The 16,414-nt window shown below is 63.3% G+C and carries 13 protein-coding genes; 6 read left to right on the forward strand and 7 right to left on the reverse strand.

Translation table 11 applies throughout. The features are described 5' to 3' along the window. Window positions 1-117: 117 nt before the first annotated feature. Window positions 118-1,038: a C40 family peptidase gene (locus tag ACLJOU_RS39775; protein WP_410574439.1), complete on the forward strand. Its 921-nt coding sequence runs from the start codon at window positions 118-120 to the stop codon at window positions 1,036-1,038. Between the two features lie 13 nt (window positions 1,039-1,051). On the opposite strand, the gene ACLJOU_RS39780 is transcribed toward ACLJOU_RS39775, so the two are convergent. The 4 genes from ACLJOU_RS39780 to ACLJOU_RS39795 all read right to left on the reverse strand — a co-directional run bounded on the left by ACLJOU_RS39780 (window position 1,052) and on the right by ACLJOU_RS39795 (window position 6,970). Beyond that, on the reverse strand, window positions 1,052-3,625 hold the full coding sequence (locus ACLJOU_RS39780) for a hypothetical protein (RefSeq protein WP_410574440.1): 2,574 nt from the start codon (window positions 3,623-3,625) through the stop codon (window positions 1,052-1,054). Next, entirely contained in the window at window positions 3,625-4,398 is a 774-nt protein-coding gene (locus tag ACLJOU_RS39785; RefSeq protein WP_410574441.1) for a hypothetical protein, read from the reverse strand. The genes ACLJOU_RS39780 and ACLJOU_RS39785 overlap by 1 nt, the downstream gene beginning before the upstream one ends. Before the next feature lie 675 nt (window positions 4,399-5,073). Then, window positions 5,074-6,207 (reverse strand): hypothetical protein, encoded by a 1,134-nt coding sequence (locus ACLJOU_RS39790; protein ID WP_410574442.1) that lies wholly within the window; start codon window positions 6,205-6,207, stop codon window positions 5,074-5,076. 16 nt (window positions 6,208-6,223) lie between these two features. After that, on the reverse strand, window positions 6,224-6,970 hold the full coding sequence (locus tag ACLJOU_RS39795; RefSeq protein WP_410574443.1) for a hypothetical protein: 747 nt from the start codon (window positions 6,968-6,970) through the stop codon (window positions 6,224-6,226). Between the two features lie 279 nt (window positions 6,971-7,249). On the opposite strand from ACLJOU_RS39795, the gene ACLJOU_RS39800 reads away from it, so the two are divergent. Continuing rightward, window positions 7,250-7,432: a hypothetical protein gene (locus ACLJOU_RS39800; protein WP_410574444.1), complete on the forward strand. Its 183-nt coding sequence runs from the start codon at window positions 7,250-7,252 to the stop codon at window positions 7,430-7,432. Window positions 7,433-7,578: 146 nt separating this feature from the next. Here the strand turns inward: ACLJOU_RS39800 and ACLJOU_RS39805 are convergent, their stop codons facing one another. Beyond that, the gene (locus ACLJOU_RS39805; RefSeq protein ID WP_410574445.1) at window positions 7,579-7,830 is read right to left on the reverse strand and encodes a hypothetical protein; all 252 of its coding nucleotides are present in this window, start codon (window positions 7,828-7,830) and stop codon (window positions 7,579-7,581) included. Window positions 7,831-8,114: 284 nt separating this feature from the next. Here ACLJOU_RS39805 and ACLJOU_RS39810 point away from each other — a divergent pair, with 284 nt between their 5' ends. Further along, window positions 8,115-8,471, forward strand: a complete 357-nt coding sequence (locus tag ACLJOU_RS39810) for a hypothetical protein (protein ID WP_410574446.1) — start codon at window positions 8,115-8,117, stop codon at window positions 8,469-8,471. Between the two features lie 378 nt (window positions 8,472-8,849). Here ACLJOU_RS39810 and ACLJOU_RS39815 read toward each other — a convergent pair whose 3' ends face one another. Continuing rightward, the gene (locus ACLJOU_RS39815) at window positions 8,850-9,794 is read right to left on the reverse strand and encodes an NADP-dependent oxidoreductase (RefSeq protein WP_410574447.1); all 945 of its coding nucleotides are present in this window, start codon (window positions 9,792-9,794) and stop codon (window positions 8,850-8,852) included. 505 nt (window positions 9,795-10,299) lie between these two features. Between ACLJOU_RS39815 and ACLJOU_RS39820 the strand changes: the two genes are divergently transcribed. Both ACLJOU_RS39820 and ispG read left to right on the forward strand, forming a co-directional pair. Beyond that, entirely contained in the window at window positions 10,300-11,511 is a 1,212-nt protein-coding gene (locus ACLJOU_RS39820) for a hypothetical protein (protein WP_410574448.1), read from the forward strand. Window positions 11,512-11,609: 98 nt separating this feature from the next. After that, on the forward strand, window positions 11,610-12,764 hold the full coding sequence (ispG, locus tag ACLJOU_RS39825; RefSeq protein WP_410574449.1) for a flavodoxin-dependent (E)-4-hydroxy-3-methylbut-2-enyl-diphosphate synthase: 1,155 nt from the start codon (window positions 11,610-11,612) through the stop codon (window positions 12,762-12,764). An 83-nt stretch (window positions 12,765-12,847) separates the two neighbouring features. On the opposite strand, the gene ACLJOU_RS39830 is transcribed toward ispG, so the two are convergent. Next, window positions 12,848-12,973, reverse strand: a complete 126-nt coding sequence (locus ACLJOU_RS39830) for a hypothetical protein (protein WP_410574450.1) — start codon at window positions 12,971-12,973, stop codon at window positions 12,848-12,850. A 1,033-nt stretch (window positions 12,974-14,006) separates the two neighbouring features. Here ACLJOU_RS39830 and ACLJOU_RS39835 point away from each other — a divergent pair. Continuing rightward, window positions 14,007-15,896 carry a hypothetical protein gene (locus tag ACLJOU_RS39835; protein ID WP_410574451.1) on the forward strand — a complete coding sequence of 630 codons (1,890 nt, stop codon included), beginning with the start codon at window positions 14,007-14,009 and terminating at the stop codon, window positions 15,894-15,896. The last annotated feature ends 518 nt before the right edge of the window (window positions 15,897-16,414 follow it).

Here is a 16,414-nt window from a genome sequence, read left to right on the forward strand (position 1 = left end):
CCAGCTGCCCGAACGGTTGTCCCGAAGCGGCCTTCATCCGGTGACAGGCGGCGGGCATGCTCGAGCCGACCATATCTGTCCGCGAGGAGCCACCGTATCTGTCCGCGAGGAGCCACCGTGCGACGTAATATCGGCATGAGCAGGCGCGGCGCCACCTCGGCCGCCCGTGGTATGGCGGTTGCCTGCGTCGCGACGATCGTCCTCGGCGGACAAGCCGCCGCAGCGGACCCGCCGACCTCGGTCGCGGATCTTCTGCTGCAGTACTACGACCTCAGCCGGGACGCGGAGGTCATCAACGAGCAGCTGCTCGCGGCGGAGGAGCGCAGCGCGGAGGCGCAGACCGCCACCGTGGCGACAGGCGCCCTGCTCGACCGGCAGCTGGCCGGCTGGACACGCCGGCGCACCGACTTCGCCAAGATCACGGCGACCGCCGCCGGCGACCGCAGTTACGTGATCGCCCAGAAGGCGCTCGAAGACCAGTGGACTCGCCTGAACGCGGCCGGTCTGGTCGCTGCCAGGGCCAGGCAGGTCCTGGCTGTGGCGCAGCAGGACCTCAATTCGCGGCGTGGCGCGCTCACCGGGCGCATCGGGGAAGTCAAGGCGGCGATCGACCGGCTGCCCGCCGACGAGCGCACCCTGTTGCAGTCCGACCCCGACACCTCAGCCGTCACCGGCCTGCCTGCGGGCGCGGCCGGGATCGCGGTCACTTTCGCGTTGGCCCAGCGTGGAAAGCCCTACGAGTGGGGCGCTGTGGGGCCGGATTCCTACGACTGCTCCGGGCTCGTCCAGACGGCCTACGCCACCGCGGGCGTTCACCTGCCGAGGGTCTCGGCTGAGCAGGCCGGCGTCGGCGCGGCAGTCACCCGGAGCGACGTCCGTGCGGGCGACCTGATCTTCTTCTACCGGCCGGTGAGCCACGTCGCCATGGCGATCGACAACCAGCGCGCGGTCCAAGCCGCGACTTTCGGTCAGCCGGTCAAGATCTCGCCCATCGACGCCATCGCGCCGATCACCGTGATCCGGCGAGTGGCCGGCTGACCGCCTCGTCACGTCACTTGGCCTGGAGATCCTCCGCCGTGGCGATCCACATTGGGGTGTTGTCGTACCACACCGTGTAGAACCCGGTGTTCGGATCTCGGCGGAGCGCCAGTGTCGTTTTGGGGGGTATCTCGACAGCCGTGCTCGTTATCTCGCTGACACCCGTGTCTTCGAAGCTTTCGAGCAAGCGTTCCCACAGTATCGCGGCTATGCGATCGACCGGTCGCACGGACCAATCGCGGGTGGACAACCTGAAGTCGGCGGTGGCCACGTCGGTCGCAATTAGACCCGTCGCCCGCTCGCGAGTCTCCAGTCGACCGTTGTTCCATCCCGCGCTGAACTCGGATCCACGTGGCCACCCGAAATGGTACAGTTGGTCGAAGTTTCTTTCAAAAGCATTCCGGCGGTCGCCGTCCGCCAGATTGCCCGCGCCCGTGATCTCGATCTTGTAGTAATACGTCGGGGTGGTCAGGACCTGGACCATCGGCGTTTCGACTGGTGCTGCTTGCGGCGTGATCGTCGTGCGCAGGCCGCCATCCGGTTGCACGTAAGCCTTGACGCGGTAGATCGGATCGGTCGCTTCGACCGGGACCTTGGTCGCGGCGTACGACTCGAAAACGAACCAGCCTTCCTCGGTCGGTCCGCCCATGGCGGCCAGCTCATCCCAAGACAAACGCGATTTGTCTTCCTTGATGAGGTAGTAGTTGGCGCCGTCTTGGGCGCGGAGCCAGGCATTGGTCTCGTCCCCAGGGGCCACCCTGGTGTTCATTTCCCTGCGCAGTTGGTGAATGACGGCATTGACCCGATGGTGAACCGGATCGTCGGGGGAAGACCTCCCGGTCCGGCTCGGCCGCCCACGCCCCGGCTTCTCGTCGCGACGCCCCGGGTGCGCCTTGACCTGGCCGGGCCCCCGAGACTCGCCGGCCACCTTGAATCTTCCAATCGTGCTGGTGACCAGCTCAGTGCCCGCATCGATCGCCAAGTCGACCATCTCGGTGTACTCCGTGCCGATGCTGAGGATGCTCAACCCCGCGAGTTTCGCGCGGTAATTCAGCGCGCCGAAGCCCCGCATCGCCGTCTCCACGCTCGGCAGGACGGTATCGAGTACCGAGCGCACCGCGGCGATGTTCTGGTTCGTCTTCCGGACGGTGTCGCTGATCACCCAGTTCACGACGATCTCGCTTGCCTTGGGGGGTGCCGCGACCACTTCGGTCAACGCCCGGACGTAACCAGTCCACGCATTCCGCAGCGCCGCCACGTGATCAGGCGTGACATCATTCTCCTTGCCCACCTTCGGCCGCACGGTCGTCGTGGCCTCGCGCAGGGCGGCCTCCGCCGATTGCAGCCGGAAGATCGGTCCCTCGATCACCGTGCGCGCCTGGTTGAACGCGTCGTGCGCTGCGGCCGGCAAGTTGCTTGACACCTTCAACTGCGCGTGGATCTGCGCTGTCTTCCGCGTGACTTCTCTCGTGTTGGCAAAGAGGGTCGCTTCGAGTTCGATGATCGTGCCGAGGTCGCCGGACCTGACGTTCTTGATCGCCTGATCGGTCCGAGCCTTCGTTTCACGCTGGCGTTGCGCCTGCGCCTCCACCTGCCGGCTGCTCATCTTCGGATTGGCCTTTGCGACAGCGCCGAGGTGGGTGGACAACCGCTTACTCAGCTTACCGCAGTCGACGCGGAAATACTCGATTTGTTTGGACCAGTACTCGCTTTGCGTCCGGATGCGATCCTCGGCCTTCGCTTGATCGCTGTCCCAATCAGCCTTGAGGGTCAAGTACTCTTCCCACTCATCGCCCGCTCGCCTTCCCCAGTCGGCGAACAGTGCACGCCACGTTTTCTCGTTTCGGCTGAGCAGGTCCACGATGCTGGTCGGCTGGCTCTCCTTGAGCAGGAAGCCCAAATCCATGTCGGGCAGCCACTCCTTGTAGAGCCCGAGTAACGCGGTCGGTTCGGCGGCACCACTCGTGCGGAGGTTGTCGCACGCATTCGCGAAGAGTACAAGCGCCTTCGCCCAGTGTGCCTGCTGGATCCTGGTCGCTCGTTTGAAGTCTTCATTATCAGCGTTTTGTGCCCGAATCATGCGATCGAAATACGCGGCATCAACCCCGGCTTTTGCATACCACAACTTAAACAATTTTTGCCAGTTGTCTGCCCAGGCTATCACCTGGGTAAGTTCCGACGGCGGATTTTCTTTGAACAGGAAAGACAGATCGAGGCCATATGGTTTCCAGTCGGGAGATGTGGCCGACAGGGTTCTGGCATTGGCGATCAACTCGGCGCGCAACTTGATGCAAAAGTCGGAGAAACTCTTCATTCGCCGCGGCCACGCCTTTTTGCTGCTATCGCTCAGTCCCTTCAGTGCCGCACGCCAGTCGCCAGCCTGCTCCCGCTCGTGCAGCTTCTCGAGCTCTTTCACGGCTTCGGGTTGCTTCGCTTCATTGAGCAGCCAGCACTTGCAAAGCTTCCGCCACTCTTCATCCCTCAAGATTTCCCGGAAATTCTTCGGCCGGTTCTCGTCGAGCAGAAATTCCAGGGAGAAGTCCAGCCAGGCGCGTGGGGTCGTCGGGTGGTGGATCGATAGCGGCATCATAACCTCCGAATACCGGCGGATCGGCCCGCACCCCGAGCGTGGATCATGCCCGGATGTGCGGGTGAGGAAAGACGGCCGCTTGCTTGTGCGGTCGTTGCACTGAGACGCGAGGGGTCAGGCGGCGAGGTGCTCGGCCGCCATACGCTCACGAGCGAGTTCGCCCAAGGCGAGAGATTCCACTGGATGTCCTTGATGAGGCATTCGGCCGATGTGGACAGCGTGTCGACGCTGGAAACGAGGGACATGATGCAGCGTCTCGTTTCCCGGACCTGCACCTCGCGCATGATCCGGCGGCCTGCGACGGAGCGGTTCCATACCGTCACCAGCGCAGTCATTGACGCCTCCGCCTCGTACAGCCGGCGCGCGAGGTCGCGAATCGCCGGCATCCGCGGGATCGTCGCCAGAAAACACCTGACGATGAGCGGCAGTTCGACGCCGGCCTCCCGCAACGCCGGCGCGCCTTCCAGGTGCATCCGCGGATGCCACTCAAGCGCTTGCCACACCGTCTGCAGTACCCGGCACGCACGGAGTGCCCACGTGTGCAGTGACGGCAGCACGACCATGGTGGCGGTTCCGCAGCGCCCGGTGACAATCGTGCAGTCCAGATGAATCGCCTGCAGCGCGACCAGTCGAAGGTCCCGCTCCGTGCTGCCCCGAGGGTCGTGACGGGAGAAGTTGTAACCCCGCGCGGAATCCGTGATCGGATCCAGGCTCGCGAGGAAGGGAAACGGCGCCAGGTCGAGCGGCGCGGACAGGTACGGTGTCGTCATCGCCACTCCCTTGGGCGGACTGGGTCTGGGGTTGTCATCCTCGCTCCCCACCTCGACGCATGGCTCCCGTCATAAGGCCAAGTTTTCGGGCAACCGGCGCGCTATCGGCGAAGATCGGGTCGACCGGTCGATCGATCAGCGGTCGCGGGATTCGAAGCCCGCATGATCCCGACACGAACGGATCATCGCCCCTTGAGGGCAGCGCTGTCCCAGCCATCGCTCATGACAGTCGCGAAGTGCTCCGAAGACCACACTCGGGCTATGCGGACCGTGGCTGACGTCGCGCGGCTTCATGACGTCGTCGGTGGCGCCGTTGGCCGGACATGCCCAGGTCGCCGATATGAGAGCCGCCGCATCGGCGGTGAGAAGGCGGGGGGATCGACCGCGTCGGGTCCGAACGTAGCCCCAGCGGCCGACCGTCGCCTGATTGATCCCAGCCGGCCACAGTGCGTGATCGTACTCCTGCCTTCCGTGTGAGGTTTTGTGCCCGCTGGTCGACGACCAGGGCGCCGGCGAGACCTCACCACCTCCCGGCGGCAGCGTGAGCCCGACCCTCGCACTCGCCGAGTCGGTGCCGGAAGGGGACGACACGTGTCGCGGCCGCGCAGCGCCGCAAGTGCCGCGCCTGCGGCTGGCCGAGACGCGTGAGCAGCCGGCACCGGGGGCGCCCGAGGGTCATTTCCTCTTCTTCAGTTCGCCCTCGGCGTCGACGGTGAAGTGGTGTGTGCTCTGCTCGCGCTCGGCGATAAGCTGGACTTCGTGCTGGAGGTCGTTCGCCCATTTCTCCAGGACGGCCTTCTTGCCTTCCAGCAGGACGATCAGGCGTTCGATCTTATCCCTTTCTTCATCCGGCAACATGAACAGGTCGCGCTTCGCATCCCTCAGCTCTTTGCTCACCTCGCTGAGCTGAGTATTGACGTGGTTGCTCGTGCCTGTCGCTCCTGCCTGGCGCTGAGCGGCCGCCTGCTTTTCCCGCATCGCGCTGAAGGTTCCTCGCCAGCAGGCCGAAAAAGTTCCAATGGCGATTATCAACGTCCCGACTACCTTGATGATGTCGGTGATGAATCCCATGTCCATGCCGCGTTTCTGCCCGGCGAAGAAAGCGCTGGTTCCGTCGGTCATGGTCGTGGTGGACTCGACCTTGACCTCCAGGCCGACACTCGCCTCGTGTTTTTGGTACGCCGACGTGATCGAGTCTATCATCAGAAGTATGAGGTAGAACGCGGCGACGCCGGCCTGCCACTGCGTATCGTTGAAAAGTGTTCGCGGGGCGGCATCTTTGCGTTTGTCGAGGTTGAACTCGACGTCGTGTCTGATCCTTCGTAATTCCTTGGACAGGTCGACCACGTACAACACCAGGTAGTGTTTGACGTCTTTCGCTTGCCGATCGTCCAACCCGTATATCTCCCGGACGAAGTCGACCGCCTCACTGACGTACTTGTTGAGCTGGAGTTCGTTCAACGACATCTTGGCGACGAGTACCTCCTGCCGGACCGCCTCTTCGAACCTGACCCTCGACAGATTCCGAACCTTCACCGGGTCGACCTCAGTCCCGGGGTCCCGGGATGCTCCGTGCGGTACTGATAGTGCCAGTCGCTGCCTGCTCTCCAATTCGTTGAGCTTGCGGTTCTTCCTGGCATCGGGCTTCTTCTCGGTCGAAGCGATCAGCTCAGCAAGAACCTTTGCGGCGTCCTGTTGGCCGACCGTGCTGAGGCCGATTGGCGTATCAACTTCGTCGTCCGATGAGGAGCTCTGCCCTGTGCTGGTGTTGACAACTGTTGTGAGTTCGAATTCGCCGTCAGCGTGCATTTCGCTTCCTTGTTGATCAGTGGTATGGCGCGAGAATCAGTGCGACTTCTTCCAGCAAGTCGCGAGTCTCATCATCGAAAAGAAGGCCGATCTTGTTGAGTGCCGGCAAATTCTCCTTGAGAGCCGGAAAATCGTCCAGAGTGAAGGATTCCGGGGTGACGTCGTCCGCGACTCTGTCGGTCGGCTGCTCCGCCAGGAGCGAGTTGGCTCTGAAGAATTCGACTCTCTTTTCGAAACTATGCTTGTCGAGCGCGTCCAGTAGTGCGGCGAATTGCGTTCGCTGGCTTCCATAGTTGGCAAGAAACGTCGACCAAGTCGACGGCTGCCCATTCCAGGTGTAATCGTTCGAGCGTCCTTGCGTCAAGGACCTGAGGTCGGCGATGAGTTCGTCCCAGGTGGCCGTCTGAACCGCCTGGGCGTTCGCCGAAGCGCGTTCTGCCTCGGCGCGCTGTCGATAGTCGCGCGTCGTCTCCCCGATAACCTCGACGAGCCATTGCGTCCCGTTGAGCCCATCGAGCCAATTCTTCAGTGCGTCAGCGTCAAGGTTCTTGAATAACGGAGTATTGACCAGGCTCTTCGAGAGGCTTTCGGAGATTTCCCTGATGTCGGGGAAGCGGCCGCCGTTCATGAGGGAATATGTGGCACCGTGATAGCCGATCAAATTGAGAAAATATGGTAGGTTCTCGCGCTCGGCGAGCACCCGCAGCTCGCTTCTGTCCTCCATGGCGTCCTGAAGCTGCGCGACCAGATCGTTCGCGTCCACTATCGCCCCTCTTCGTTGGTGGATGAAGATGTCCAGCGTAATTCATCGCGTGTTGTCGCAGGTGCACAAAGGGGTAACCTATGGTGCACATCCCCCGCTCAGCCTGTGGTGATACAGCGGGCCGCGTGATAACGTGGACCCGTCCGCGGCCGTGATCGAGTCCGCCGGTCGACGCGCGGGTCGCGCGCTGCATACACCTTCGAGTTTCTCGTATCCGAAGGCGCCGAACACAAAGTCCTGCGACCATGAGAAAAGGCTCAACGATGTTGGAGCACAACCGTGTCGATACTGATCACCCTGAGCGTCGTCGCGTCCACTCCAGTCGCCGTGCTGCTGGTGGCGTTGCTGATGGAGAAGGTGGAGCAGAGAATGCTTCGGTCGCCACGCTCGCCGTACGGCGAAGGTGGCGTTGCCGAAGCGCCGGAGGACGTCCCGGCGCCAGGGAAGACGGACCTCAAATAGCGCACGGTCGGCGGTGACCGTCCGTTCGACGGCACAATCGAACCGGACGCGCTGGTCGCGGCCTCGGGGTCGTCTCGGCTCTCTCGGTCGTCGAGCTGCCGGCGCAAGGCAGGGCGCGGAGGCACGACGTCAGCCCTCCTCCGTCTTCACGCGCCGGGCAGGGAAGCAAGTACCGCCCGTCCCTCGGCGGTGAGTTCCGCGCGTGTCCGGCGGTCGATCGAAACTCGCTCGACGGCATGCACCAGGCCCGCGTGGCACACCGCATGAGCGGTGTACTGATCGCAGAAGGGCAGATTGTCCACGAACAAATCCGGTTCGCTACCACCTGAAATCCCGCAGCGGCCGGCCGCCACTGCCAACAGCAGTGCCTCGGTCCGTCCGGCAATGGCGCCAAGCATGGTCTTCTCCTCGATACGGCACTCGAGTCGGAGCCCGACGGCCCGAGAGCAGGCGCAATGACAACAGCGCAATGTTAACCCACCGACCCGTCCGTTCCCTCCTTCCGCCGCGGGACTGGGACCAATGCCTAGCCGATCGCGCACCTGTCGTGTCCGGGCCTTCCGAATGGTCGCCCGGGCGAAGTGCCCGAAAGACTGCCTGCGCGGTCCTTGTCCTCGAATCGTCCACTGTTGACAGTGAAGCATGCGGTCAGTCGACCCCAACAGAAGCAGGAGGGGCGGAGATGAACATCGACTACGTCGTGCTCACCGATGACTATGTGACCCTCGAGCCCGACGGGATGAACGAGCACAGTTTCTCGTTCGAAATTCCCGATTCGGCAATCACCCACGACGCGCTGCTCTTCTTCAAAGCCGTAGCCGATAATGTCGAAAATCTGAAATTCCGGGTCTTCGTCAACGGTAACGAGGAACAGTGGGCGAAGTACTCAGCCGTCAGCGTCGCCACGCTGCACGAGGTCGTCGGCGGCTTGCGTGCGGGGACCAACGAAATAACTTTTACGATCGTCGAAGGCCGAGGCACGCTCCGCGTCGGAGATGCCGTTATCCTCTTCAAACAAGGAAACACTTCGGGCAGGTGAAGGAGAAGCCTTCCCGCCCCGGCCACGCCGCAGCGGCAGGCGTGCCCGGGGCGTTGAGGTGCGCCGGGCCATCGGCTCGTGGCCGGAGACACGGCTCCCGTCCGCGCGGCGTATTCTCGCGACGTGACGAACCTGCCGGCTTGGGGTGTCACGGGGGTGGAATGCTCCGCGGCCGAAACGATGTGCGGAGCAGCCATGGGCCAAGGTCGGGGCAGCTCAGTGCCCGCCCGAGTTCGCGCGACAGTCCGTGCTCTCGGGCTCCCGGACAGCGATGGCAATTCCGCCGGTAATGCGGGCGCCGGCACCGAGGGAGGCGCTGCCCACCGCCCGGGGCAAAGGGTCCGTCAGCGCTTCGGCAGCCGACGCCCCGAAGAGGCTTCAGCCGGCGATCCGGATGACTGTCTTGCCGCGCGCACCGCCGCGTTCCACCTGGTTCAGGGCGTCGACGACGCGACCGAGGGGGAACGTCGACCGCACCAAGGCCGTCAGCCGGCCTGACGTCACGAGGTCGGCGATGACGGTGAGCTGGTCGCCGGACGGACGCATGAAGAACCCCCTCGCCTGAACACCGCGACCGGCTTGGTCCGCCGGCACCTCGGGAGCGCCGACGATCGACACCAACGTCCCGCCCGCCTTCAGCACCGCGAAGGAGCGATCACGAGCATCGCCACCCACGGTGTCGAGCACCACGTCGACCTTCCCCGTGACGGCGACGAAGTCCTCGGCGCGATAGTCGATGACCTGGTCAGCGCCCAGTGACCGGGCGAGCTCGACGCCGTCGCCGGTAGCCGTGGTCACCACCGTCGCACCCAGCGACTTGGCGATCTGGGTCGCCGCCGATCCGACGCCGCCGGCACCACCGTGGATCAGTACCCGCTGTCCGGGCCGAACCTCGGCCTGTTCGGTCAGCGCCTGCAAGGCGGTGAGCGCGACCAGCGGCAAGGAAGCCGCCTCTTCGAAGGACAGTTCGGGCGGCTTGACCGCCACCAGCGATGCGCCGACCGCGACCTGTTCCGCGAACGCTCCGCCGAGCTCGGGATCCACTCGCGCGAAGACCTCATCGCCCACCGTGAAACCGGCGACGGCAGGTCCGACCGCCCGCACTACGCCGGCCACCTCGTTGCCGAGCGCACGGGGCAGAGGACGCTGCTGAAAGCCGTTCACGATCAAGTAGTCGACCGGGTTCACGCCCGCCGCACGAGCTTCGATGAGGACGTCATGCGGGCCGAGGACGGGAGTGGGGACATCGACGACTTCGACGACGTCGTCGACCACTCCGTAGTTGTGGATCACGGCGGCTTTCATCGTGGAGACGTCAGGCATCAGGCATCCCTCCGGCGTCCGGTGCAGAAAGCCTGCCAATCCGGGCCGTTGGCCGGCCGACCAGGACGGACATCGCTCCCTCGGTTTCGTTCGGCGGTTCGAGTGCACCCACCGCGAATGGCTCGCGCAGTTGTCATGCCACGATCGTTGTCGGAGGCAGGCACCACGACAAGCCATCGGCCGGATATGCCGCCGGCTGTGCCCGCAGGGTTGGCCCCCGGTGCACAAGTACCACAGTGGCCTCGACGTCGTACGGAGGCAACGAGGCCACCTCCGTTCCGCACCGAGCGCTCGGTGCGGAACGGAGGAGGATGACGGGCGGCGTGCCCGACCGTACCCCCACCTGAGCGGATGGTCGCGCGCCGGTGCCGGGGCGGCCGAGAACCGCTTCCGATGCCGGGCAGCCTCTTGGCTGCCCGGATGCTTGGCCGATCCTCCTGCGCGGCTTGTCGATACGGACGTAGGCTTCGCTGGATGTCGGCACGGAATGGCGCAGGAGGGTTCCATGGGCACGCTGTTCGTCGGGCACGGTGGATTGCACATGCCATCCTCGGAAGCCTATGGCAGGGCCATGGGCGCGGTCGCGGTCCCGCCTGGGATCAAGCTCCAATTTTTCAGTGAGATCACCCAGATCAATTATGACAACGCGTACGAGGATTGGGCCGTCGACTGGATGTACCGGTGGGGGGAGATCAAGGCGAATCCTCCGTTCAAACCGCTCGATCACCGTCATGCGACGTACAATTTTACGTTGACCTCGTTATTCGACGGCGACTCGACCGCAGCGCAGAAAATGTTGCGCTTGGCGAAGAAGTTGATGCCGAACGACGATGTGTATCTTGCGGACGTGTACGGTGACATTCAGGTCTGTAACGGATCGCCTAGTACTTGTCCTACCGACCCGCGGCAGCATCGTCTACACAACTGTAGCGGGATTCTCGGTCAGTTTCGGGGCGACCTGTACTGGCTGGCGTGCCCCGGGATCGTGGGACTCGAGCACAAGACGAATCCGACGTACAACGACGATGACGACGCCCGCGAGCCGGCCGACGCCGAAGATCGCGAGTGGCTGGCGAACTGGCGCGAGATCAGGGAAGCCTTGCGGGGCGGCACGCTCTTCGATTGGAACTACTTCGGCGATAATCCCGACAACATCGTCCATTTCGCGGAGCGCTACCTGGCCTACGAGGGCGAGAATGCGTTCCGGCAAGTCCTCTACCCTCAGCTGAACGTGCCGCAGAAAAACCTGCTCTTCGCCAATTATGCGATGGCGGATCGCATGGTGAAGCTGGGCCTTGGCCGCGACCGTCCAGCCGAAGTCGAGTCGGCATTGTCGCCCAAGATTCTGATTCAATACTACAGCGACATTTTGACTGACTCGCCCAATCAAATAGAGCTCGTCAAGGCGGGAATTCGCGGCCTCGAGTTGGATGTGGCCCTGGAGGTATGCGCCGATCCGGATCTCTGCCGGCTGCTGGACGGCTGGGACCCCATGCGGCAGCCGTATCCGAATCCGCAGATCGAGGATCGATACCGCTCCATCCAGATCGGCAACCTGATCAACAAGTACCGCGCGTTCCTGGAAACCGGTCAGCACGAGGAAGTGCACCGCCAATTGGCGGAACTGGACCGATCGGACCCGGACGCCGCCTCGCGGGTCCGGGCGGATGCCACGTTGAGCGAGATGCTCGCCACCGCACCGATGGACGAGGACTGAGGCGGCTACGTGCTTCATACGGCTTGCGTGGCCAGGTACGGCGCACCTCGCCGCCGGCGCGCCCTCGGCCACCTCGTGTTCACACGAAAGGTTCGCTCATGAATGATCACGTGCTGCTCGGTCTCCCGGCGATGCCGGCACCCGTGTTGTCGGAACGGCGCACGACCCGCCAGTTGATGGTGGGGTCGGTCGGCGTGGGCAGCGAATTCCCGATCTCGGTGCAGTCGATGACGACGACGGTGACGGCCGATGTGAACGCGACGTTGCAGCAGATCGCGGAGTTGACGGCGACGGGGTGCGACATCGTGCGGGTGGCGTGTCCGTCGCAGGACGACGCGGACGCGTTGGCGGAGATCGCGCGGAAGTCGCAGATCCCCGTGATCGCGGACATCCACTTCCAGCCGAAGTACGTCTTCGCGGCGATCGAGGCCGGGTGTGCGGGGGTGCGGGTGAACCCGGGCAACATCAGGAAGTTCGACGACAAGGTCCGGGAGATCGCGCAAGCGGCGAAGGATCACGGCACGCCGATCCGCATCGGCGTGAACGCGGGCTCCTTGGATCCGCGGTTGTTGGCGAAGTACGGCAAGGCGACGCCTGAGGCGTTGGCGGAGTCGGCGTTGTGGGAGGCGTCCCTGTTCGCCGAGCACGACTTCCACGACTTGAAGATCAGCGTGAAGCACCACGACCCGGTCGTGATGATCCGGGCGTACGAGCTGCTGGCGGAGCAGTGTGACTACCCGTTGCACCTGGGGGTGACGGAGGCGGGTCTGACGTTCCAGGGAACGATCAAGTCGGCGGTGGCGTTCGGGGCATTGCTGCGGCAGGGGATCGGGGACACGATCCGGGTGTCGCTGTCGGCGCCGCCGGTGGAAGAGGTGAAGGTCGGTATCCAGATCTTGCAATCCCTGAGCCTGCGGCCGCGGAAGCTGGAGATCGTGTCGTGTCCGTCGTGTGGTCGGGCGCAGGTGGATGTGTACACGTTGGCGGAGCAGGTGACCGCGGGGTTGGAGGGCCTGGAGGTGCCGCTTCGGGTCGCGGTGATGGGGTGTGTCGTGAACGGGCCGGGGGAGGCTCGTGAGGCCGACCTGGGGGTGGCGTCGGGCAACGGCAAGGGGCAGATCTTCGTCAAGGGCAAAGTCATCAAGACGGTCCCCGAGCACCAGATCGTGGAGACCCTGATCGAGGAGGCCATGCGCATCGCCGAGGAGACAGGCGGGACGGGCGAGGGCGCCCCGGTCGTCACCGTGACGTAGGTCGGACTCTCGCCGGGCTTGCGCAGGGTGAGCTGCGTCGTAGTGGGCCACCCGGTTCGAGAACCTCGGTTGGCGGGAACCGCTCACGACTGCGTCGCACCACTGTCGTCGGGGCCGCGTCCGTTGCTGGCGTCGCCGTGTCGGACGAGAACCGCGCGGTGCGGCGAGGTGACGTCGGCGAACTCGCCGGGGCCGGCGTACTTGGCCATCAGGGCGAACCGGGCCGGTTCTTCGGGCTGCGGCAGAGTACGCCGAAGCTTTTACCAGGAACGCGCTGTACTTCTCCAGCTCGACCACCTGACCTCGGACATCGTGCGACCGGAATCGATCACGCGGTGAGCAGCCTCGACCTTGTCCTCGGCCGCGTACGACCGGCGCTTGCGCAGCCACGAGGTAACCTTTCGGCACGACGGCTGGTCCTGCCGACTCGGTGTCCACTACCCGAGGGAACCTCACTTGGCGCCCGGTGGACTGGCCCATCACTGCTGCTATGTCCGGCCGGGGCCCGGTCGCGCTGATGACTCTGGTGCGGGTGGCGTGTCTGCGCTGGCCGCTCGAGGAGGATGCGAGCTCGGGAGGATCGCTTCGGGACCGACCACAGCCAGGTCCGCCGCTATACTGCCATTGCGACACATCGTGCCCGCCATCGCGGCTCTCGGGTCAGCGCAGTCACCAAGGGCGTGGCGAAATCGGTCGCCGCAACCATCGTGCCGGTTCTCCCAGACGAGCAACCCGCCACGCGACACGGGTCTCGTCGCCTTGACCGTCGCCGAGATCAAACGTCTACTCACCCTGATCGCCCCACCCGCTCTGCCCGCGGAGCACCCCATACTCGGGGCCTGGTGGCGCCGGATCACCAAGCCACGCCCGCTGGTTCCATCGCCGCGCCTGACTGCGCCGTGACCAGCAACAAAGCCCGACGGCAAGTTCGACGGCCACAGCGGGCAGTGCCGTGTGGTCACACTCCGTGTTCGATATCGAGGGTCACGGATCACTGCGGTTCGGGGCCGGGGGCGCGAACGTCGACCTGTCGCCAGGGCCCAGCTACCGCGCGGTCACGAGTCGTGGTTTGAGGCGAACGTGTCGTGCTCTCGCGGCGTTGCCCTTCAGGGAGCCGGTATTCGCGGGCATGCCTCAAGGATTGACCCGTTGGGGTTGCCGACTGGCTGTTGGCCGAACGATGCTGGACAGATCAGAAGGCCGAAAGGATTAACCGGCCACACAACGAGCAGGAGCGCCGCGATGGCTGGCTGGAACGAAGTGCAAGAAACGGTGCGACGGTGCCTGGAACTCCTACAATCCGATGTCACCGCGATGGACAATATGGTCCGGGAGAGTCGAAGGGTGCTGAGTCCGGATGATCAGTCTTCCTCTCTCTCGGATCTTCTCAAGCCAGCCGGCGATTCGGCGGAGCAGGACAGGGTCAGGGTCAGCGAAGCCGCCAGCACGTGTCTGAGGACCGCCGAGCTGCTCCTCTCTCTGGAGGTGTACGCTGTCGAAACAGGCAGTAGGATCCTGCGTGAAACGGTTTTCAAGTACCCCGACGAAGCCTCACTTGGGGAACGCGCGGATACTGGAAAATCCGTTGCGTATGAGTTGCGCCGGAAGCTCACCGGTGAGGAATTTATTCAATACTACAATTATATGGACGAGCAGTTGCGGCTCCTGCGGGATCGAGACGAGATGCTGCGGGCTGCCGCCACGGTACTTGCGGAGTGGATACGTCCGTTTTCCCAGGACTCGAGCAGATCGAGCGCCGCCGCAGCTGTTCAAGATACGGCGTACGGGTTGGTCCAGCACTTGGAAAGGATCAACAATCGCGAGGAGCGTTCCTTTGCGGCGAATTTCATCGGATTGCTGCAGGTGCTGCAGGTCGCCAATGAGATTGCTGCCGCGTGGCGACAGCCGGCCGGTTCTTCGGGGAACGCTGCTGCCGTTCAGAAGGCGCTTGCCGATAATGTGCGCGACAAGGGGCGTGATCGCAACGCGTTGGCCACTAAAGGTGCCAAATACGAAAACGAGCAAAGTGAGGACTGGCGCGCTGGCGACCAGTTTGCGGTGACATTTTATATGCCAGAGTCGATGATCACGGCGAACACGATTACTCTCGGCGAGATTCTCCGTGACCCTCAGAATAAGGAGAAGAATGCGCATATAGCCGATATCAACAGCCGTCGCTTCCAGGTCGCCACTTCTGAAATGCATAAAAAAAATCTCGCGATGAATAATTCCGATGCAGATAAGGCCATTGAAGCTGTCGAGAAGTTCTATGCGGAGAACGGCGCCTATCTAGGAGCAGTTTTCCCGACCGGTAAGGCGCTTGACGGGGAGTGGGGTTACGTGATCTCTCAGGACGGCAAGCTCATCGTGTTTAAAGAGGGTACCGTGTGGTTTATACGCAACCGGCGTGGTGCGGAGGGGCCGGAGATCATCGCGACAACGGAAAAGGGTCCGGAAGACGATACCTTTGTTGCTGAGATCAAGGCGTATCAGAAAAAGCATCCGGGGTATGACTACACCGCTCAGGTGCTGCACCACACAAGTCCGGCCGGAGGAGAACCGGTCATCTGCGCTGGCTCGTTGAACGCACGCCAGGGCGTGCTGTTGAAGGTGACCAATATGAGTGGGCACTACACTCCGGTGTTCCTCAATCTGGTGAACGGAATCGAAGTTCTGGCGAATATGGGTCTGCCGCTCGACCAGACCAGGGCCGAGATCGTCGGCAACGAACTCAAGATCCCTGTGCCGGAGGAGAAGTTGCCTGACGTGGCGGAATTGCGGAATCTGCGGTACAAGGTGGGGAAGGTCCCCCTGGGTAAGCAGAGCTACCCCGCGGCCGGCGTTGCAAGCGGTGTGCAAGACCTCAGTGTGAACGCGACACTTCGTCAATCCAGCAAGGAAATAGAGGCTAGAGGCGCACTGATAGCTATTCGCGACGGTTTCAAGAAACAACCAGGGTCCCTCACCGACAGGGATATTTACTCGAAAGAGAAATTCTTCCTGTTCGACACCTCAGAGAAGGTGCAGCAAGAACTACTGAACGCTTTGAAGTCGGACCCTGACCTGGTGGCAGCCTTCAAGCCGTTGACGGATCACTATCGTGAAATTATGCCGGAAGAGTGTTTTTTCTAGGCGCTCAATCGTCGCATTTAATGACCTAATCTACCTTGGATCGGAGATGACTGCATGAGCAGCCCGCAACAGTCTGGCTCGGGCGGCAGCTCGGGCTCTAGCTATACAGGCCTCACCAACCTCGATCAACCCGGGGGAAACCGAGCGGGGTCGCAATACGGTGGCCTCGGCGGTTTGGACTCCAACTCCGGAAGGGAGACGACCACCAGCCCGCCTCCGCCTCCTCCGGCTCCGGAGCCGGTGAAGAAAGTCGACCAGCGTCTTCGTCATCTGCTGTTTCTGACGGACGCCGAGATGGAGTCACTTGGCTTGAATCCGGCAGTTACGCGCGATTTTGTTCGCGGACAACTCGGAATGAAATGACGAACGCGTCGCGGGTCGGTGTCGTCGATGGCGACGGTGGGCGGCCCCTTGGCCGACCTGGATGCAACGAGTCGCGATGCCGAGCCGGTCGTCGTCGATCACTGCGCGATGCCCGGTCAGCTCGTCCTCACCCGCGCCGAGGGCGACGAACAGCT

The sequence above is a fragment of the Amycolatopsis sp. cmx-4-61 genome (genome assembly GCF_046548775.1).
Taxonomy (GTDB): domain Bacteria; phylum Actinomycetota; class Actinomycetes; order Mycobacteriales; family Pseudonocardiaceae; genus Amycolatopsis.